The sequence below is a fragment of the Burkholderia sp. FL-7-2-10-S1-D7 genome, assembly GCF_001524185.1.
GTDB classification, from domain to species: domain Bacteria; phylum Pseudomonadota; class Gammaproteobacteria; order Burkholderiales; family Burkholderiaceae; genus Burkholderia; species Burkholderia diffusa.
The window spans coordinates 108,618-127,639 of sequence record NZ_LOWY01000017.1; the positions used below are offsets into that span (position 1 = coordinate 108,618).

The following is a 19,022-nucleotide window of genomic DNA, read 5'->3' on the forward strand; positions in this document are numbered from 1 at the left end:
GACCGCCTGCTGGAAGCCCACCTTCACTGACGAGGAGCTTCAGTGGATGCGCGCGCACCCGGTTGTCAATATCGCAGTCGAGGCGAACTGGCATCCGATCGAATACATGCGCAACGGCAACCATGCCGGCCTTGTCGCTGGGTATCTGAACGCAATCTCGAAAATGACCGGGCTGACGTTCGAGACAGTGCCGGGCACGGAATGGGGGCACGCGTACGCTGCGCTTGCAACGCACAAGGTCGATCTGCTGCCGGGCGTGTGGCGCGAGCTGGTGCCGGACCGCGTCGGCGCCGGTGCGCTCGTCAGTGCGCCCTACCTGGTCGGGCGGCTGACCGCCGTCACGCGCAACGACTCCGCGATGATCTTCAACCTGAAGCGGCTCGAAGGCCGGCGTGTCGCGATCAAGGGGCGAGGCGCGGTCGAGTATTTCACGCGCAACAGCGGCGTGATACTCGACGTGCTTACGTTCGACACCGAGGAACTCGCGCTCGCCGCGGTTGCCAACGGCGAGGCCGATGCCGCGCTCGGCGTCGACGTCACGATGCTGCCGATCGTGCAGCGGCAGTTTCCCGGGCAGCTTTACATGTCGGGGATGCTTGCAGACCGCCCCGTATCGCTGGCGATGCTCACGCGGGCAGACCTGCCGATCCTCGCATCGATCATCGACAAGTCTCTCGCGGCCATTCCCGTGAGCAAGACGGCGGAACTCACACGCGACTGGGTCGAGATGGCCGATTACGGCAAGCCGACGATCCGTTCGATCCTGCATTACCGGGCGCCCCAGGTGGTCGCGATTGTCGCCGCGCTGCTGGCGTTCGCGATGCTCGCATTCCTGTCGTGGAAGTCGCGGATGGCCGCGATCCGCAGCGAGCGCGACAAGGCGACGTTTCTCGCGTTCGTCAGTCACGAAATCCGCACGCCGATGCACACGATCCTGTCGTCACTGGAGTTGCTTCAGCGCTCGCGGTTGACCGACCAACAGGCGAATCGCGCGGATGCGGCGATTTCGGCATCCGAGACGCTTCTGACGCTGCTCGACGATATCCTCGAATATTCTCGCCTCGAATCGCGCAAGGTCCGGCTTGCCATGCAGGCAGTCGAGCTTGAGTCGTGGGCGCGGCATACGGTCGACATGGTGCGCTGGCGTGCCGACGAGAAGATGGTGGAGCTGATGCTCGACTTTGCTTGTCCGCCGGCGGTGCGTGTTTCAATCGATCCGGTCCGTGTGCGCCAGATCGTGCTGAATCTGCTCGTCAACGCAATCAAGTTCACATCCGCCGGCTCGGTGACGCTGCGCGTCGAGTATGTGTCGAGCCGCCACGGGCAAAATGGCACGCTGACCCTCGAAGTGCGCGATACCGGCATCGGCATTGCGCCCGAGCGGCTCGAACACATCTTCGACGCATACTGGCAGGGGCCTGCCTCGCTTCACCAGGACGTCAACGGCAGCGGGCTTGGCCTCGCGATCTGCCGTGAACTGGTCGCATTGATGCATGGCACGATCACCGTCCAAAGCCTGCCGCACGTCGAAACGACGATGACGGTACGATTGCCCGTCACGGCAGTGGACGAGCCGTTGCCGGTGCGGCCAGCCACAGCGATGCCCGTGCTGGTCGACGCACAGCCCGGGCACGCTCATCCTGACTCGCCGCGCGTCCTGATTGTCGACGATCACGAAACCGTGCAGTTGGCGCTGCAGCAGCAATGCGACGAGCTCGGCTGCGTCGGCATCGTCGCCGGCACCGGCGAGGATGCGCTGCGTCAACTGGCGCACGGCCGTGTCGACCTCGTGCTGCTCGATGGCGATCTGCCGGACTTCGACGGTTACGCGCTCGCGAAGATGATCCGTCAGGATGAGTCGGCACGCGAAGCCAGACATGTTCCGATCATCGCGATTTCGGCGGTGTCGGGCGACGCGCATCGCGAGCGCTGTTTCGACAGCGGCATGAACGGCGTGCTGGGCAAGCCGCTGCGGCTCGAAACGTTGCGGGAGCTGATCGCAATGTGGTGCCCAGCGTATGCCGAGACTGAACCGGCGGCGCCGCATCCCGCCGATCTCAGCGCGGTCTACGACCGCGAAGTGGCGAAGGATCTCGATGCCCTTGTCAACGGATTGCTATCGCGCGATTTCGCCGCAGCCGCACGGGCCGCGCACCGGATTGCGGGGGCGTCGCATCTGACCAAACTGGGCGATATCGCCGATGTCGCGTTGCAAGCCGAAACGCGGCTTCGCGAACTCCACGGCGTTCATCAAGTCGACGCGTTCGCGACAGATCGATAGACCCAGTCCACTGCCGTTCACGCGGCGGCGAGCCGGCCGCCGCGACTTGCCAGCGACGGTAATGGAGGATCGATTGCAAGCCAGGCTTGTCGTAATCGGCCGTTTCGATCCATTGACGCGCAATCTCGTCGGTGTCGCGTGCGCGACTGGCCGCACGCGCGTCGCGTTCATCGTCGCAAGTCAACAGGGTCACGGGCACTCCGGCATGCCGGATCGCATATTCGAGCCCGCCGCCACCCTTGATCGCGATTCGCCTGCCTGCCAGATTCTCAAAATCGACGAACAGATTCAAACGCTCCGGTGCGACAACGACCATCGTGCCGATGAAGTACGGCAGGCTGGCAAATGGTGCCGCTGCGGTATTGCGAGATGTCGGCGCTTCTTGACGCACCCGGCGCCATGTCGATCTCCCCCGACATGGGAGCCTGGTATGAATTGCTCCATCATGCGTCGTCGACATACTCGAAGCGCAGTCCGCTGATTCGCGAAATTGCATCGAGCCATGACGGCAAGACACCAACGACCTTCACGCGTTTGCGAAATTCGAACGGACGCCAACGCGTGTCGACATAGGTGCGCACGGCCAGATGCGCGGCGATCCATGCTTTCTCCTCAGGCGTAAACTTCGCACGTGGGATGATCTGTATCAGGCGCCGCAGTGACGTGAGAAATGCGCAGAGCGAGGTCGTCATCACGGATGGTCTGTTGCGTCAACGCAACGCGGCGCGGACGAGAGCAACGTGTCGACAGTGCCTTTCGACGACGCGAGCGCCAAGGTGTCGGCGATTCGTTGCGGGTCGCGCCAGCACCCGGCGACATACGCCGTTCTGGTGGCGGAGACGGGGCGCGCGGGCCATTCCCCATGCTGTCGCGACCACGATTGCCGAATCAGATTGCATGGTGTCTGCCACGACTGCTCGCGCATAGGCTGTTTAGCCGGCGGGGTTAAAAATTATCCAGAAAGCCGGTAAGCTAATCCGGATAATCCGTTCCGGTTTGCGATGGCAAGAAGGGGCCAACCGTTGATGGCCGTATCGCCAGAAAGAAAAGGGGTAGCAATGAGACCAGAGCTCCAACCGATCCGCGTCGTGATCCTGGACGACCATGCCGTCGTCCAGCACGGGATCGCCAGTTATTTGACGGAGAGAACCGGCATCGAAGTGGCGGCGAGCTTTGCGAGGTCGCGCGACCTGATCAGCTGGCTCGAGTCGAATCACGCGGACGTCGTGCTGCTCGACTACACGCTGGGCCCAGACGAGATCGACGGCCTCAATCTCGTCAAGCTGGTGAGTACGCGCTTTCCGGATTGCAGGATCCTGATGACGTCGAGCAGCGATACGCCCGCAACCGTCAACATGACCATGCGCGCAGGCGCGCTCGGTTTCTTCGGCAAGAGCGAAAATCTTCGCGAACTGGTGCATGCAATCCGTGTGGTCGCAGAGGGACGTTCGTATATCAGTGCCGAATTGGCAGGCAGGGTGATGGCGAGTGCGACGCCTGTCCAGAGTGTGGCGGCAGCGAAACCGGCGGTCAGCGAAGACGCACCGGCGGCCGAATCGGAATCATCCGCCGATCTGCGCCTGAGCCCGCGCGAGCATGAGGTGCTGCGCTGTTATCTGGCGGGCATGTCGGTATCCGATATCGCATTGAAATTTTCCCGCAGCCGCAAGACGATCAGCGCGCAAAAGCAATCGGCGTATCGCAAGCTCGGCATCCGCAGCGATGCCGAATTGTTCGCGTCCCGCAAGCTGCTCGAGAAACAGTGAGCGTCGTCTGATTCCGAATCTCGCCCGGCATTTTCTACGCCGACATTGATCTTCGTTCATTTCCGCACGCCGCTGTGCAATGCAGCCTCATGGCAGCACTTCGCGACTGGCGCTACCATGACCCGTGTTGCGCTACCCAACGCGCCCATCCGGGCCCGTTGCGCGCACACGCAGCGGCGGCGCGGCCGGCCGCTGCTGCATCGACGAAGCGCGGGGTGCTCACCGATTCACCACCGCACCCGCGCCGCTTCGCTCCCGGCACCAACAACAACCTAACCGGAGTGCAATCAGCATGGCTTTCACCAAGACAATCGTCGCAGCCGCCGTTCTCGTATCGAGCATCAACGTTCATGCGCAGATCGCGGGCGCCCAGCCACTCAGCGTCACCGTCGAGCAATCGCAGGCGCTGCTCGAAGGCTGGAGCGTGAAGAAGAGCGTGCTCGGCAAGGCCGTGTACAACGACCAGAACCAGAAAGTCGGCACGGTGCGCGACCTGATCGTCGCGCCTGACGGCTCGGTGTCGGCCGCGATCGTGTCGGCCGGCGGTTTCCTGGGCGTTGCGGCGCATGACGTCGCGGTGCCGATCGCATCGCTCGACGTGCGCAATGGCAACATCTACCTGCCGGGCGCGACGAAGGACGCGCTGAAGGCGACGCCGGCGTTCCAGTACGCGAAGGTGCCGTCGCCGCCGAAGCCGAAGAAGCTCGACGACAAGCACTGATGCATACGGCCCGGCGCGCAATGCGCCGGGCATGGCCAATCGCGGGGCGTGTCCGGCCGCGCGTCGGTCAATCACGGCCGCAACCCGAGTTCTCGTCATGCGGCTACGTAATTCTACGTAGCCGCGCATACGTAGTTATGCGCTTGTAAGCCTCCCCCGTCGCGCGGAATACTACGGCCCACCGCCGTGTCTTCCGCGAGACGCGGCGCGACGCATCGACGTCACGCGGGTCCGGCGCCTCGCCGGATCCACTTAAAAACACATTGGAGACCAGGAGACGCCATGAATCGGGCTTCCAGTACCCTGCTCTGGATTGCGGTCGCGCTGCTCGGCGCGTTCGCGTTCGGCACGATCGCACTTGCACACGGCGAGCGCGTCAGTGCCCTCTGGATCGTGATCGCCGCAGTCTGCGTATATCTGATCGCATATCGCTTCTACAGCCGTTTCATCGCCAGCAAGGTCATGCAGCTCGACGGGCTGCGGATGACGCCGGCCGTCCGGCACAACGACGGCCTAGACTACGTGCCGACCAACAAGTACGTGCTGTTCGGCCATCACTTCGCCGCGATCGCCGGCGCCGGGCCGCTCGTCGGACCGGTGCTCGCCGCGCAGATGGGCTACACGCCCGGCATGCTGTGGATCCTGGCCGGCGTCGTGTTCGCCGGCGCGGTGCAGGACTTCATCGTGCTGTTCATCTCGACGCGCCGCGATGGCCGCTCGCTCGGCGACCTCGTCAAGATGGAGCTCGGCACGGTGCCCGGCGTGATCGCGCTGTTCGGCGCATTCCTGATCATGGTGATCATCCTCGCGGTGCTCGCGCTGATCGTCGTGAAGGCGCTGACGAATTCGCCGTGGGGCACGTTCACCGTCGCCGCGACGATTCCGATCGCGCTGTTCATGGGCGTCTACACGCGCTACATCCGTCCGGGCCGCATCGGTGAAGTGTCGATCATCGGCTTCGTGCTGCTGATGGCGTCGATCGCGTTCGGCCAGACCGTGCACGATTCGCCGGCGCTCGCCGCATGGTTCACGTTCAGCGGCACGCAGCTTACGTGGATCCTGATCGGCTACGGCTTCGTCGCATCGGTGCTGCCGGTATGGCTGCTGCTCGCGCCGCGCGACTACCTGTCGACGTTCCTGAAGATCGGCACGATCCTCGGCCTCGCGATCGGGATCCTGGTCGTCGCGCCGGAACTGAAGATGCCCGCGCTGACGAAGTTCGTCGACGGCACGGGCCCCGTGTGGTCGGGCAACCTGTTCCCGTTCCTGTTCATCACGATCGCATGCGGTGCCGTGTCGGGCTTCCATGCGCTGATCTCGTCGGGCACGACGCCGAAGCTGATCGACAACGAAACCAACGCGCGCTTCATCGGTTACGGCGCGATGCTGATGGAATCGTTCGTCGCGATCATGGCGCTGGTGGCCGCGTGCGTGATCGAGCCGGGCATCTACTTCGCGATGAACGCGCCGGCCGCGGTGCTCGGTTCGACGCCTGAAGCTGTCGCGAACACGGTCACGCAATGGGGCTTCGTGCTGACGCCCGACATGCTCACGCAGACCGCGAAGGCCGTCGGCGAAACGACGATCATCGCGCGTGCGGGCGGCGCACCGACGCTGGCCGTCGGCATGGCGCACATCCTGCACCAGGTGATCGGCGGCGAAGCGATGATGGCGTTCTGGTATCACTTCGCGATCCTGTTCGAGGCGCTGTTCATCCTGACGGCCGTCGATGCCGGCACGCGCGCGGGCCGCTTCATGCTGCAGGACCTGCTCGGCACGTTCCACCCGGCGCTCAAGCGCACCGAGTCGCTGCCCGCGAACCTCGTCGCCACCGCGCTGTGCGTGGCCGCGTGGGGCTATTTCCTGTATCAGGGCGTGGTCGATCCGCTCGGCGGCATCAACACGCTGTGGCCGCTGTTCGGGATCTCGAACCAGATGCTCGCCGCGATCGCGCTGGTGCTCGGCACCGTCGTGCTGTTCAAGATGAAGCGCGAGCGCTACGCATGGGTGACGATCGTGCCGACCGCGTGGCTCTTGATCTGCACGCTGACGGCCGGCTGGCAGAAGATCTTCGATTCGAATCCGAAGGTCAGCTTCCTCGCGCACGCGGCGAAGCTGCAGGCGGCGGTGGACGAAGGCAAGGTGCTCGCGCCGGCGAAGTCGATCGCGCAGATGAAACGGATCATCTTCAACGACTACATCGATGCGGCGCTGGCCGGCCTGTTCATCTTCGTCGTCGTGGCGATCGCGGGGTACGGCCTGCTCGCCGTGCTGCGCGCGCGTCGCGAGTCGAAGCCGACCGTGCGCGAGACGCCGTACGAAGCGATGCCGGCCGCGCAGGCGCTCGGCAGCGGACGATAACGGGAGGCCGCGATGTTCACCGATCTCGGCAGCGACCTGCGCAGTGCGGGGCGTTACCTCGGGCAGGCGTTGCGGCTGATGGTCGGCCTGCCCGACTACGACACCTATGTCGCGCACATGCGCGAAACCCATCCGGACCGCGAGCCCATGACGTACGAGGCGTTCTTCCGCGAGCGTCAGAACGCGCGGTACGGGTCGGGGGCAGGGAAGTGTTGCTGAACCGTGCCGGCGCAGCCGGCCGGTGAGGCGGTCCGTTGACGGACCGGGAAGCGCCGCGAAGGCATTCGCGGCGCTTTTTCTTTGGCGGGCCGGTGCGGGATGCGCGAGGCGCCCGTCACGGCGGCGTTTGACGTCGTGCAGCGCGGCAAAGTCCGGGCGCCGGTATCATATGAGGCATCATTTTTTCCCGAAGAATCCGCGCAGGAGAACCCGTCGTGCATGTCGGTGAGCGTTTCAACAGCATTTCCCATCTCGTCGGCGCGGTGTTGTCGGTGGCAGGGCTGGTCGCGCTGGTGACGATGGGCGCGCTCGACCGCGATCCCTACAAGATCGTGAGCTTCAGCGTGTACGGTGCGATGCTGATCCTGCTCTACGGGATCTCGACGGCGTATCACAGCGTGCGCAACCCGCGCCTGAAGGCGATCCTGCAGAAGTGCGACCATTCGGCGATCTATCTGCTGATCGCCGGCAGCTATACGCCGTTTACGCTGGTGACGCTGCGCGGCCCGTGGGGCTGGTCGCTGTTCGGCGTGAGCTGGGGGCTGGCCGCATTCGGCATCGTGCAGGAGCTGACGCTCGGACGGCGCACGCGGCTGCTGTCGATGATCCTGTACGTGCTGATGGGCTGGCTCGCACTGGTCGCGATCCGCCCGCTGATCCATGCGTTGCCGCCGGTGGGAACCGCATGGCTGGTGGCCGGCGGCCTGATCTACAGCGTCGGCATCTACTTCTTCATCAACGACGAACGCATCCGCCACGGGCACGGGATCTGGCATCTGTTCGTGCTGGCGGGGAGCCTGTGCCAGTTCGTCAGCGTGGCGATGTATGTCGCGTGAGCGGGGTGCGGCGCCGGCCGGGTGACGGCGATCCGTTCCGTGGCGTTGCGGCGCGCGCGTTGCTCCGGATCGGGGAAAACTAGAATACAAAAGTGTCGACACTCTGATAGCCTGACGATGTTCGATCAGGTCGAACCCGGTTGGCGCGTCGAACCAGACCCGATCAGGCAGGGCGACGCCGCGGCCGCAATCAGGCTTGGCCGGGCGGCCGCGCCGCTGGCGGCGAACCGGGCTCCGGCATGTCGCGGTGCGGGCTGGCGCGATGCACACGGGCCGCGCGATACCGTTTCATGTCCGAATGACTTTATTGACTTCCTTTTTTTTGCGCTAATGTGTCGACACTTGTGTAGTTTATAAATCCCGAGCGAAGAGGTGATGCCATGAAGCTTGCGAAAGTGCTGTATGCCAGTGTTGCCGCGACCGTGTTGTCGGCGGCGGTCGGTAAGTCGGTTGCCCAGACCGTTTCGGTCGGGGCCGTGCTGCCGCTGACCGGCGCGAGCGCATCGGTCGGCGACGACCAGCGGCGCGGCATCGAACTCGCGGTTGCGCAGGTCAATGCGCGCAACGGCGTGCTCGGACGCAAGCTGCAGGTGATCGTGGAGGACTCGGGCGGCGTCGCCGCGACCGCGCTCGGCGCCGCGCGCAAGCTGGTGTCCGTCAACAAGGTCCCGGTCGTGCTCGGCGAATTCTCGTCGGGCATCACCATTCCGGTCGGCGAATACGTGGTCCAGCAGGGCGACGTGCATATCAACATCGGTTCGTCGAGCCCGCAGATCCGCAAGATCGGCGACGGGTCGTTCAGCGTGATCGGCCTCGACGATCTGTCGGCGCGCTTCGCCGCGACCGACGTGTTTTCGCAGAACCTGAAGGACGTCGCGTTCATCGCGCCGAACAACTCGTACGGGCAGGGCGTGGCGGCCGAATTCAGGAAGCGCTTCGAGGCGCTCGGCGGCAAGGTGTCGTCGGTCGTGCTGTACAGCGAAGGGCAGTCGACCTACCGCCGCGAGCTGCAGCAGATGAGCCGCTCCCGGCCGCAGGCGTACGTATACAGCGCATACGGACAGGAAGCGGCCACGATCAACCGCGAAGCCTACGAGCTCGGGCTCAACAAGACGAAGTGGTATGGCATCTATCTGACGATGTGCACGAGCGATACGGTGCCGCAGGCCGCGCAGGGGCAGGAGGGGCTTGAAGTCGCGTCGATCGGTCAGGGCGGCAAGTCGTACGAGGACGCGTATCGGCAGAAGTACAACGAAGCGCCGAAGTCGTCGTTCGGCAGCTATGCGTACGACGGCGTGATGGTCGCGGCCGCCGCGATCAACCAGGCCGGTTCGACCGATCCCGCAAAAATCCGCGCGGCCATGCGGGCGCTCGGCGCGTACAGCGGCGCGACCGGCACGATCGCGTTCGATGCCGGCGGCCAGCGCCGGGAACAGCCGTACGACAAGGTCCGCTTCGATATCAAGGTCGTGTCCCGATAAAGGTCAGCCGCGCCGCCGCGCCGGCGGCGCCAGGAGCATTGCCATGCTGCAATTCCTCGTCGACGTGCTGATCCGGACGTCCGACATCATGCTCGTCGCGGTCGGGCTGAGCGTCGTCTACTCGCTCGTGCGGTTTCCGAACGTCGCGCACGTCCAGTACGCGATGCTCGGCGCGTTTGCCACGCTCGGGCTGACGCGGGCCGGCCTGCCGTTCGCGCTCGCGCTGGCGGGTTCCTGCGCCGGCGTCGGGCTGCTCGCGGTCGTCCTGAACACGCTGGTGTTCCGGCGGCTGCTGCGCTCCGGCAGCTCGATCGCGATGATCGGCTCGCTCGCGATCTCGATGATCCTGATCGCGGTCGTCCTCGGCGTCGCGGGTTCGCGGCCGTGGCGGTACGCACCGACGCTGTCGAGCCCGCTGCAGGTCGGGTCGACCGTCATCTCGATCGACCAGCTGACGTCGATCGCGTGCGGGGTCGGCTGCATCGGGCTGCTCGCGGTGCTGCTGTTCCGCACGAACGTCGGTCGATCGATGCGGGCGATGTCGTCGAATCCCGCGCTCGCCGCCGCGACCGGCGTCGACGGCGCGCGCGTGCTGAACGGGATCACGTTCCTGAGCGGCGTGCTGGCCGCACTCGGCGGGACCATGCTCGGGCTGACGGAGACGGTGCACGTCGGGCTCGGCAGCAATTTGCTGCTGCCCGTGTTTGCCGCGGCGATCCTCGGCGGGCTTGGCAATCCGCTCGGCGCGGCGGCCGGCGCGCTGCTGATCTCGATCGCGGAAACGCTCGTGACGAACGTCGATTTCGGCTGGGTGGTCGGCGGCTCGGACGTCTATGTGCCCGTCACGTACGTCAGCGCCGCATCGTTCGTGATCCTGCTCGTCGCGCTGTTGTTCAAGCCGTACGGCATCTTCGACCGGGAGGTCCGCCGTGTCTAGCTTCGTCCTGCACGTGGCCACGCTCGGCTGCATCTACGCGCTGCTCGCGCTCGGCCTGAATTTCCAGGCCGGGTTCGCCGGCCTGCTCAATTTCGGATTCGTCGTGTTCGCGGGGATCGGCGCGTACGCGTCGGCGATCCTGTCGTCGCACGGTTATCCGGCGCCGGTCGGAATCGCGATCGGCGTCGTGGCTGCGATGGCGATCGGATGCGCGATGGCCGGCCTGGGCCGCAATCTCGCGGCGGATTACTGGGCGATCGCGACGCTCGCGGTCGCCGAGCTGATCCGGACCGTCGCGCTGAACGAAGACTGGCTGACCGGCGGCGCACAAGGCATCAGCGGCGTGCGTCCGCTGTTCCCGGCGCGCACCGACGCGGGCGGCGATCTCGCGTTCTTCGCGCTGGCGCTGGCCATGACCGCGGCCGCGTATCTGCTATACGCGCGGCTGTCGCAAGGCCGGTTCGGGCGAGCCATCCGGCTGATGCGGGAGGAGCCGGCGCTCGCGACGAGTTTCGGCTACCGGCTGCTGCCGCTCAAGATCAAGGCGACGATGGCCGGCGCGGCCGTCGCATCGATCGGCGGTTCGCTGCTCGCGCACTACATGAGCTTCGTGGGCCCGGACTACATGCTCGCGTCCGAGACGTTCGCGGTCTGGACGATGGTGATGATCGGCGGGCTCGGCAACAGCCGCGGCGTCGTGCTCGGCGCGTTGCTCGTCGAGGCGATCTACAGCGCCGTGCCGTTCGCGAAGGACTATTTCGACATCGGCAGCGACATCGCCGGTGCGGTGCGCGTCGGCACGATCGGCTGCGCGCTGCTGGCCTGCCTGCTGCTGCGTCCCGGCGGCATGATTCCCGAACGGATCCGGAGCCCACGATGAGCGCGATTCTCCGTCTGCATGACGTCTGCAAGTCGTTCGGGGGCAATCACGTGCTCACTGGGCTGAATTTTCAGGTATACGCCGGCGAGATCGTCGGGCTGCTCGGGCCGAACGGCTGTGGCAAGAGTACGGTGCTCAATGCGATCACCGGCTACTGCGCGATCGAGCGCGGCGTGATCGAGATCGACGGCGCGGCGGTCAACGGTCTCGCCGCGCACCGCATCGCGGAACGCGGCGTGCGCCGCACGTTCCAGCTCCCGTCGATGCCCGCGCGGATGACGGTGATGGAAACCGTGATGGCGGCGTCGGTGCGCGCGCACGGCCTGATGAGCACGCTGGCGGGATGGGGCGCGACGCGCCGGATTGAACGGGAAACGCGCGAGCGCGCCGCGCACCTGCTCGACGAACTGCTGCTGACGAAGGTTGCCGATCTGCCTGCCGCGTCGATCTCGGGCGGACAGAAGAAACTGCTCGGGATCGCGTGCGCGCTGATGGGACACCCGACGTTGCTGTTGCTGGACGAGCCGATGGCCGGCGTGCATCCGAACCTGCGCGCGGAACTCGTCACCACGCTGAAGCGAATCAACGGGCAAGGCGTCACGCTGGTCATCATCGAACACGACATGCACTTCATCGCCGAGACGTGCAGCCGGTGCGTCGTGCTGGACAAGGGCAGGACCGTCGCGGACTGCCTGCCCGCCGAGCTCGAAAGCCACGAGAGCGTCGTCGAAGCGTATCTCGGCAGGAAAAGTCCGTTGAACCATCAGGCAGCGGGGACCCCAGCATGATTTCGGTCAACAACGTCGTAGCCGGCTATTCGCGTGACGTCGACATTCTGCGCGGCATCTCGATCGACGCCAGGCCACTCGAAATCGTGACCATCCTCGGCCCGAACGGATGCGGCAAGTCGACGCTGCTGAAGACCATCGCCGGCTACCTGTTGCCGAGGCAGGGCTCGGTTTCGCTGGACGACGCGGATCTCGGGCAGGTGCCGGTCTTCAGGAAGATCCGCCGGCACGGCATCGGCTTCGTGCCGCAGACGGACAACGTGTTCGGCACGCTGTCCGTCCGCGAAAACCTCGCGCTGGGCGGGCAGTTCATGCCGGAACGCGACCGGCGGCTGCGGCTCGAGCAGTTGCATGCCGCGTATCCCGTGCTCGCGCGGAAAGCGTCGGCGCGCGCGTCGAGCCTGTCCGGCGGCGAGCGCCAGATTCTGTCGCTCGCCCGCGCGCTGATGCCGCGTCCGCGCTTCCTGCTCCTCGACGAACCGTCCGCCGGCCTGTCGCCGAAGATGCTGTCGGAAGTCTTCGACGCGATCGTCGCGTTGCGCGATACCGAGCACGTCGGCGTGCTGATGGTGGAGCAGAACGCGACGGAAGCGCTGCGCATCTCGGATCGCGCATACGTGCTGTCGATGGGGCAGGTCGCGCTCGAAGGCACGGCCGCCGATCTGCTCGCGAGCGACGAGATGCGCCGGCTCTACCTCGGCGGGCGAACCCATTGACCGGTATCCGGAACGAGACGACCAGGGCGGCGCGATGCGCGGCCCCGCGCGAAGGAGTGAACGTGGCATTGCGAAAAGTGACCCTCGACGACAAATATGCGCTCGACACGGGCCGGATCTTTCTCACCGGCGTCCAGGCCCTCGTCCGGCTGCCGTTGATGCAGCATCGTCGCGACCGCGACGCGGGGCTCGATACCGCCGGCTATATCTCGGGCTATCGCGGGTCGCCGCTCGGCACGTACGACGGAGAGCTCGGCAAGGCGAGGCGATTCCTTGACGCGGCCAACGTCGTCTTCGTGCCCGGCGTGAACGAGGATCTGGCCGCGACGGCCGTGTGGGGCACGCAGCAGGCGGAAGTGGGTGGCGACGGCAAATACGACGGCGTCTTCGCGATCTGGTACGGCAAGGGGCCGGGCGTCGACCGCAGCGGCGACGCGTTCCGGCATGCGAACCTCGCCGGCAGTTCGAAGCACGGCGGCGTGCTCGTGCTGACGGGCGACGACCACACCTGCGAATCGTCGACGACCTGCCATCAGTCGGAACTGGCGCTGGTCGACGCGTCGATTCCGATCCTCAGCCCGTGCGGCGTCCAGGAGGTGCTCGACTACGGGCTGATCGGCTGGGCGCTGTCGCGCTACTCGGGATGCTGGGTCGGCCTGAAATGCGTGAAGGACACGGCCGATGCGTCGGCGGTGGTCGACGTTGACCCGGCGCGCGTCGACATCGTGCTGCCCGACGACGTAGCGATGCCGCCCGGCGGGCTGAACCTGCGGCAGCCGGATACGCCGCAGGAACAGGAATACCGGCTGCACAACCACAAGCTCGACGCCGTGCGTGCGTTCGTTCGCGCGAACCGGCTCGACCGGGTCGTGCTCGGCAATGCGCGCCCGCGCATCGGCATCGTCACGCACGGCAAGAGCTATCTCGACCTGCTGCAGGCGATCGACGACCTGGAATTGTCGGAAACGGCGCTGGCGGCGCTGGGCGTCGCGATCTACAAGGTCGCGTGCACGTGGCCGCTCGAACCGGAATCGCTGCGCGAATTCGCCGGCGGGCTGGAACTGCTGATCGTGATCGAGGAAAAGCGCAGCCTGCTCGAATCGCAGATCAAGGACTGCCTCTACGGGATGCCGGACGCGCCCGCGGTGATCGGCAAGCGCGACGAACGGGGCGGAAAGCTGTTTCCAGTGGAGATGTCGCTCAACTCGGTGCAGATCGCGATCGCGCTCGGGCAGCGCATTGCGCATCTTGCCGGCGACCACGCGATCGCGGAGCGGGTCGCGTTCCTGACGGCGCTGAGCCAGATTGCGCTCGCGCCCGAGGCGATGCAGCGCAGCTTCTACTTTTGCAGCGGCTGCCCGCACAACACGTCGACGGTGATTCCGCCGGGCAGCAAGGCATACGCCGGCATCGGCTGCAGCTGGATGGCGCAGACGATGGACCGCAGCACACTCGGCTATACGCAGATGGGTGCGGAGGGCATGGCGTGGGTCGGCGAAGCGCCGTTTTCGACGCGCACGCACATGTTCCAGAACATGGGCGACGGCACGTATTTCCATTCGGGGCTGCTCGCGGTGCGGGCCGCGCTCGCGGCGGGCACGAACATCACGTTCAAGATCCTCTACAACGACGCGGTCGCGATGACGGGCGGGCAGCGGCACGACGGCAGCCTGAGCCCGGCGGCGATCACCGCGCAGGTCCATGCGGAAGGCGTGCGCCGGATCGCGGTCGTGTCGGACGACCCGTCGAAGTATCCGGCCGATGCGGGCTGGGCGCCGGGCGTGACCGTGCATCATCGCGACGCGTTGCAGACGGTGCAGCAGACGCTGCGCGACATCCCGGGCGTGACCGTGCTCGTCTACGACCAGACCTGCGCAGCCGAGAAGCGCCGGCGGCGCAAGCGCGGGCAGCTTCCCGACCCGGCGCGGCGGCTGGTGATCAACGATCTCGTATGCGAAGGATGCGGCGACTGCGGCGTGAAATCCAATTGCGTGTCGCTGCTGCCGCTCGAGACCGAGTTCGGGCGCAAGCGCGAGATCGATCCGTCGTCGTGCAACAAGGACGAAACGTGCAATAACGGCTTTTGTCCGAGTTTCGTCACGGTGAAAGGCGGGAAACTGCGCAAATCCGGCGCCGGCGGCCTCGATGCGCAGACGTTCCCCGCGCTGCCCGAGCCCGAACTGCCTTCGCTCGACGCGCGTGCGTTCTCGATGATCGTGACGGGCGTCGGCGGCACCGGTGTCGTGACGATCGGCGCGATCCTCGGCATGGCCGCGCATCTCGAAGGCAAGGGCTGCGGCATCCTCGACATGGCCGGCCTCGCGCAGAAGGGCGGCTCGGTATGGTCGCACCTGCGGTTCGGCAAGCATCCGGCGGCGATCAAGGCGATCCGGATCGCGGCCGGCGGCGCGGACGTCGTACTGGGGTGCGACATGGTGGTGGCGGCCAGCCGCAAGACGCTCGCAACGACCCGCAACGGCCGCACGCGCATGCTGGTCAATACGCACGAAGTGATGACGGGCGAATTCACGCGGCATCCCGATCTTGCGTTTCCGGCGGCGGACCTGCGCGCCGGCATCGTCGATGCGGTCGGCGATACGCAGGTCGAATTCGTCGATGCGACGGGGCACGCGCGCGACCTGTTCGGCGACAGCCTCGCCGGCAACATGTTCATGCTCGGCTACGCATATCAGCGCGGGCTGATTCCGGTTGGCGCGGACGCGATCAATGCGGCGATCGAGCTGAACGGCGCGGCCGTGTCGTCGAATCAGGCAGCGTTCCTGTGGGGACGGCGGATCGCGTTGTTCCCGGACGCGTTGCGCAAGACAGCCGGCGCCGCACTGCCCGCGCGCGATTCGCTGCGGATTTCCGCGACGGTCGACGAGATGATCGAACGCCGCGTCGCGTTCCTCACCGCGTACCAGAATGCCGCCTATGCGCAGCGCTATCGCGCGGGGGTGGACCGGATCCGTGAATGGGAGCGGCGCGTGTCGCCGCGACAGGATGCGGTGACGCGCGCGGTGGCGAGCGCCTACTTCAGGTTGCTCGCGTACAAGGATGAATACGAGGTCGCGCGGCTGCATGCGTCGCCGGCATTTGTCGAGCGCCTGAAGCAGCAGTTCGAAGGCGACTTCCGGATCGCGTTCAATCTGGCGCCGCCGCTGCTGACCGGCCGCGACGAACGGACCGGCGAACCGCGCAAGCGGGAATACGGCGCATGGGTGCTGCCGGCGTTCCGGCTGCTCGCGAAGCTGAAGTTCCTGCGCGGTACGCCGTTCGACCCGTTCGGCCACACGGCGGAGCGCAGGATGGAGCGCGGCCTGATCGCCCGCTACGAGCAAACCATCGACGAGATCGTGCGTTGCGGAAACGCGCGCAATCTGTCCGCCGTGTTGCGGGCGGCGTCGATCGCGGACAGGATCCGCGGATACGGGCACGTGAAGGCGCGCAACGTCCGGTCGGTGGACGCGGAGTGGCAGGCCGCCGTCGCGCAACTGGCGCGGCCGGCCGTCATCGAACTGAAGGAGGTTGCGTAGGCCGGCCGTCGAGCCGCGCGTTGCGTCGCGTTATTGCGAATAAAGCTTCACGACGCCGGCATCGACGACTTTCGTGATCTCTTCCATGCGCCACGTGATGTGCGTCTCGGTCAGTTCGCGGCAGCGCTTCAGGTCGCGCGCCTCGATCGCGTCGAGGATCGCCAGATGCTCGGCGAACGCATCGTGCCCGCGTTGTTCGAGATCGACCCAGCGCACGAAGTGGATGCGCGCGTTGATCGCGTACAGCGCCCGCACCATTTCGTTGTTGCCCGACAGCGCGACGAGCCGGACATGGAATTCCTCGTCGCGCGTGACCAGCTCGGCCGCGGGGGCCGCGGCCTTGCTCTTCATCACGTCTTTCCAGAACTTGCGCAATGCGCGGATGTCCTTCGCATCGGCACGTTCGACGGCCAGCTGCACGGCCGACGACTCGATGCTGCGGCGCAGCTCGAACAGGTCGAAGATGTCCTGTCGGTTGAGCTCACGAATGAAGAAGCCGCGATTGGGGACGAAATTCAGCAGGTTTTCGGCGACGAGCCGATTGAGCGCTTCGCGAAGCGGCGTGCGGCTGACCTGGAATCTTTCGGCGAGCTCGAGTTCGTTGATGCGTTCGCCTGGGCGGATCGTGTAGAGGACCGCCATGGTCTTCAACTGGTCATACAGCTCGTTGACCGTCAGACCGGCCCGCTTGGGAGCGTTGGTCTCGCGCACGCGCGGCCGCGCGTCGCGCAACAATGACGAATAGCCAGCCATGTTCCGAAATTCCTTCGGGCGCCGTCGGCGCCGGTTCATTCAAGGTTGGCCGCCATCGCCGCTGCGCGTACGTCGTGATCGTCGTGCTGCGCGGCGGCGCGGCCGTGTCTGCGTCGCGCCGGCAGGCCGGGCGGCGTACTGCTGAACCGTGAAGCGTTCGGGCGGACCGGATTCACAAGTGTCGGCATGTTTGTATTCTACCGCAGTGCCGATCGGCGACTGCCGCGCGCGTAAGCCCGTGCGTGCCGCGTGCGGCGGCCCGTACAGCGCCCCGTTTACGCGACGAGGCCCTGCATGGGAATGGCCGGCGTGCGGCCGGCGATCAGGTCGGCCGTGATGCGCGCCGAGCCGTGCGACATCGTCCAGCCGATGTGACCGTGGCCGGTATTCAGGAACAGGTTGCGATATTGCCGGCGGCCGAAGCACGGCAGGTTGTTGGGCGTCATCGGCCGCAGGCCCGCCCACATTTCGGCACGGTCGTAGTTCGCGCCATCCGGATAGAGCGCCTGCGTGACGCGTTTCATGAACGCGAAATCCGATGGCCGGTGGCCGGTGTCGTAGCCGGCGAATTCCGCGGTGGCCGTGACGCGGATCCGGTCGCCGAAGCGCGAGATCGCGACCAGATTGTGCTCGTCCACCGCGGCCACGCCGGGCGGCGACGGCCGTCCGTCGATCGGGATCGTGAGCGAGTAACCCTTCACCGGGTAGATCGGCAGATGGATGCCGATCTGCCGGGCCAGGAACGGGCTGTAGCTGCCGAGCGCCAGCACGTAGACGTCGCCGATGACCGGGCCGGTGTCCGTATCGATGCGGATCACTTTGTCGCCGGCGGTTTCGATGCGGCGAATGGTGGCGCCGGTCCGGATCTGCCCGCCGCGAGCGGCGATTTTCCCGGCCAGCGCGCGCGTGAACTTGGCCGGATCGCCGGTTTCGTCGGTCGGGCAATAGATCGCGCCGACGATCCCGTCCCTGGCCGACGACAGCGCCGGATCGACGGCGACGACTTCATCGCGCGACAGCACCTTGATGACCTGACCGTCCGACTCGAGCAGCTTCATCTGTTCGACGCCGCGATCGAGCGCTTCCTGGCTGCGGTGGAAATAGAGAATGCCGCGTTCGTTGCGGTCGTAGTCGAGCGGATCGTCGGCCACGATCTGTGCGAGCACCGCTTGAGAATACGCGGCCAGCCGGTGTTTGAGCAGCGTGTTGCGGCGCGCCTTTTCCGCCGTGCACTCCATCAGGAACTGCCACGACCAGGTATAGAGGCGCGGGTCGGCGGAGAACCGGAAACGCAACGCCTGATCCTTCAGGAACAGCGATTTAAGCAGCGTCATCGGCGCTTTCGGCGACGACCAGACGAACGAATGACCGGGCGCGATCATCCCGGCATTGCCCCAGCTCGTCTCGCCGGCCACGACGTCCTGCCGGTCGATCAGGACGACTTCGTGGCCGTCCTTCTGGAGCTGATAGGCGGTCGTGACGCCGACCACGCCTGCGCCAAGCACGATAGCTTTCATGATGTCCTCGAGTCTGAATGCGGCTCCTGCATGCCGGTGCGGCGAGCGACTGGCGGACCTTCGATCCCGCCTTCCGCGACGAGCATGACGCCACTAAAAAGTGTCGACACAAATGTATATTTAACGAGCGGCAAATGCAATGCGGGTAAGCACGTCGACCCGGTAGCACGGTGTCGTCGCACCGTGCGCGATCGCGCGATCGCGGTGACGGCGATGCGCCCGGAGGGCCG

General features: G+C 65.9%; 15 protein-coding genes. 12 read left to right on the top strand and 3 right to left on the bottom strand.

The window, feature by feature from the left end; genetic code table 11:
- Window positions 1-46 precede the first annotated feature (46 nt).
- On the top strand, window positions 47-2,281 hold the full coding sequence (locus WS75_RS09345; protein ID WP_306453400.1) for an ATP-binding protein: 2,235 nt from the start codon (window positions 47-49) through the stop codon (window positions 2,279-2,281).
- Between the two features lie 443 nt (window positions 2,282-2,724).
- Here the strand turns inward: WS75_RS09345 and WS75_RS34885 are convergent, their stop codons facing one another.
- On the bottom strand, window positions 2,725-2,973 hold the full coding sequence (locus WS75_RS34885; protein WP_059680225.1) for a hypothetical protein: 249 nt from the start codon (window positions 2,971-2,973) through the stop codon (window positions 2,725-2,727).
- A 396-nt stretch (window positions 2,974-3,369) separates the two neighbouring features.
- Between WS75_RS34885 and WS75_RS09355 the strand changes: the two genes are divergently transcribed.
- The 11 genes from WS75_RS09355 to WS75_RS09405 all read left to right on the top strand — a co-directional run bounded on the left by WS75_RS09355 (window position 3,370) and on the right by WS75_RS09405 (window position 16,522).
- Window positions 3,370-4,047 (top strand): response regulator transcription factor, encoded by a 678-nt coding sequence (locus tag WS75_RS09355; protein WP_306453401.1) that lies wholly within the window; start codon window positions 3,370-3,372, stop codon window positions 4,045-4,047.
- 292 nt (window positions 4,048-4,339) lie between these two features.
- Window positions 4,340-4,768, top strand: a complete 429-nt coding sequence (locus WS75_RS09360) for a PRC-barrel domain-containing protein (RefSeq protein ID WP_059680227.1) — start codon at window positions 4,340-4,342, stop codon at window positions 4,766-4,768.
- A gap of 282 nt (window positions 4,769-5,050) precedes the next feature.
- Window positions 5,051-7,129 (top strand): carbon starvation CstA family protein, encoded by a 2,079-nt coding sequence (locus tag WS75_RS09365; RefSeq protein ID WP_059528858.1) that lies wholly within the window; start codon window positions 5,051-5,053, stop codon window positions 7,127-7,129.
- Between the two features lie 12 nt (window positions 7,130-7,141).
- Window positions 7,142-7,348 (top strand): YbdD/YjiX family protein, encoded by a 207-nt coding sequence (locus tag WS75_RS09370; RefSeq protein ID WP_059598899.1) that lies wholly within the window; start codon window positions 7,142-7,144, stop codon window positions 7,346-7,348.
- Window positions 7,349-7,563: 215 nt separating this feature from the next.
- Window positions 7,564-8,184 (top strand): PAQR family membrane homeostasis protein TrhA, encoded by a 621-nt coding sequence (trhA, locus tag WS75_RS09375; protein ID WP_059680228.1) that lies wholly within the window; start codon window positions 7,564-7,566, stop codon window positions 8,182-8,184.
- A 380-nt stretch (window positions 8,185-8,564) separates the two neighbouring features.
- A complete protein-coding gene (locus WS75_RS09380) occupies window positions 8,565-9,665 on the top strand; it encodes an ABC transporter substrate-binding protein (protein WP_059680229.1) in 1,101 nt (366 codons plus the stop codon).
- 43 nt (window positions 9,666-9,708) lie between these two features.
- Window positions 9,709-10,602, top strand: coding sequence for a branched-chain amino acid ABC transporter permease (locus tag WS75_RS09385; RefSeq protein WP_059680230.1), 894 nt, complete (start codon window positions 9,709-9,711; stop codon window positions 10,600-10,602).
- Window positions 10,595-11,482 carry a branched-chain amino acid ABC transporter permease gene (locus WS75_RS09390; RefSeq protein WP_059680231.1) on the top strand — a complete coding sequence of 296 codons (888 nt, stop codon included), beginning with the start codon at window positions 10,595-10,597 and terminating at the stop codon, window positions 11,480-11,482. The genes WS75_RS09385 and WS75_RS09390 overlap by 8 nt, the downstream gene beginning before the upstream one ends.
- Window positions 11,479-12,270: an ABC transporter ATP-binding protein gene (locus WS75_RS09395; RefSeq protein ID WP_059680232.1), complete on the top strand. Its 792-nt coding sequence runs from the start codon at window positions 11,479-11,481 to the stop codon at window positions 12,268-12,270. The genes WS75_RS09390 and WS75_RS09395 overlap by 4 nt, the downstream gene beginning before the upstream one ends.
- Window positions 12,267-12,986 (top strand): ABC transporter ATP-binding protein, encoded by a 720-nt coding sequence (locus tag WS75_RS09400; protein ID WP_059680233.1) that lies wholly within the window; start codon window positions 12,267-12,269, stop codon window positions 12,984-12,986. The genes WS75_RS09395 and WS75_RS09400 overlap by 4 nt, the downstream gene beginning before the upstream one ends.
- A 56-nt stretch (window positions 12,987-13,042) precedes the next feature.
- Window positions 13,043-16,522, top strand: a complete 3,480-nt coding sequence (locus tag WS75_RS09405) for an indolepyruvate ferredoxin oxidoreductase family protein (protein ID WP_218919267.1) — start codon at window positions 13,043-13,045, stop codon at window positions 16,520-16,522.
- Window positions 16,523-16,552: 30 nt separating this feature from the next.
- On the opposite strand, the gene WS75_RS09410 is transcribed toward WS75_RS09405, so the two are convergent.
- Together WS75_RS09410 and WS75_RS09415 are read right to left on the bottom strand one after the other, a co-directional pair.
- Window positions 16,553-17,275: a GntR family transcriptional regulator gene (locus tag WS75_RS09410; protein ID WP_059680234.1), complete on the bottom strand. Its 723-nt coding sequence runs from the start codon at window positions 17,273-17,275 to the stop codon at window positions 16,553-16,555.
- A gap of 275 nt (window positions 17,276-17,550) precedes the next feature.
- The gene (locus WS75_RS09415) at window positions 17,551-18,792 is read right to left on the bottom strand and encodes a D-amino acid dehydrogenase (protein WP_059680235.1); all 1,242 of its coding nucleotides are present in this window, start codon (window positions 18,790-18,792) and stop codon (window positions 17,551-17,553) included.
- Between the last annotated feature and the right edge of the window lie 230 nt (window positions 18,793-19,022).

What these genes read in the sequence shown, in the direction of transcription:
- WS75_RS09415 (WP_059680235.1), bottom strand. Translation starts at nt 18,792, where the DNA reads ATGAAAGCTATCGTGCTTGGCGCAGGCGTGGTCGGCGTCACGACCGCC.
- WS75_RS34885 (WP_059680225.1), bottom strand. Translation starts at nt 2,973, where the DNA reads ATGACGACCTCGCTCTGCGCATTTCTCACGTCACTGCGGCGCCTGATA.
- WS75_RS09410 (WP_059680234.1), bottom strand. Translation starts at nt 17,275, where the DNA reads ATGGCTGGCTATTCGTCATTGTTGCGCGACGCGCGGCCGCGCGTGCGC.
- WS75_RS09365 (WP_059528858.1), top strand. Translation starts at nt 5,051, where the DNA reads ATGAATCGGGCTTCCAGTACCCTGCTCTGGATTGCGGTCGCGCTGCTC.
- WS75_RS09345 (WP_306453400.1), top strand. Translation starts at nt 47, where the DNA reads ATGCGCGCGCACCCGGTTGTCAATATCGCAGTCGAGGCGAACTGGCAT.
- WS75_RS09385 (WP_059680230.1), top strand. Translation starts at nt 9,709, where the DNA reads ATGCTGCAATTCCTCGTCGACGTGCTGATCCGGACGTCCGACATCATG.
- WS75_RS09400 (WP_059680233.1), top strand. Translation starts at nt 12,267, where the DNA reads ATGATTTCGGTCAACAACGTCGTAGCCGGCTATTCGCGTGACGTCGAC.
- WS75_RS09360 (WP_059680227.1), top strand. Translation starts at nt 4,340, where the DNA reads ATGGCTTTCACCAAGACAATCGTCGCAGCCGCCGTTCTCGTATCGAGC.
- WS75_RS09395 (WP_059680232.1), top strand. Translation starts at nt 11,479, where the DNA reads ATGAGCGCGATTCTCCGTCTGCATGACGTCTGCAAGTCGTTCGGGGGC.
- WS75_RS09370 (WP_059598899.1), top strand. Translation starts at nt 7,142, where the DNA reads ATGTTCACCGATCTCGGCAGCGACCTGCGCAGTGCGGGGCGTTACCTC.
- WS75_RS09380 (WP_059680229.1), top strand. Translation starts at nt 8,565, where the DNA reads ATGAAGCTTGCGAAAGTGCTGTATGCCAGTGTTGCCGCGACCGTGTTG.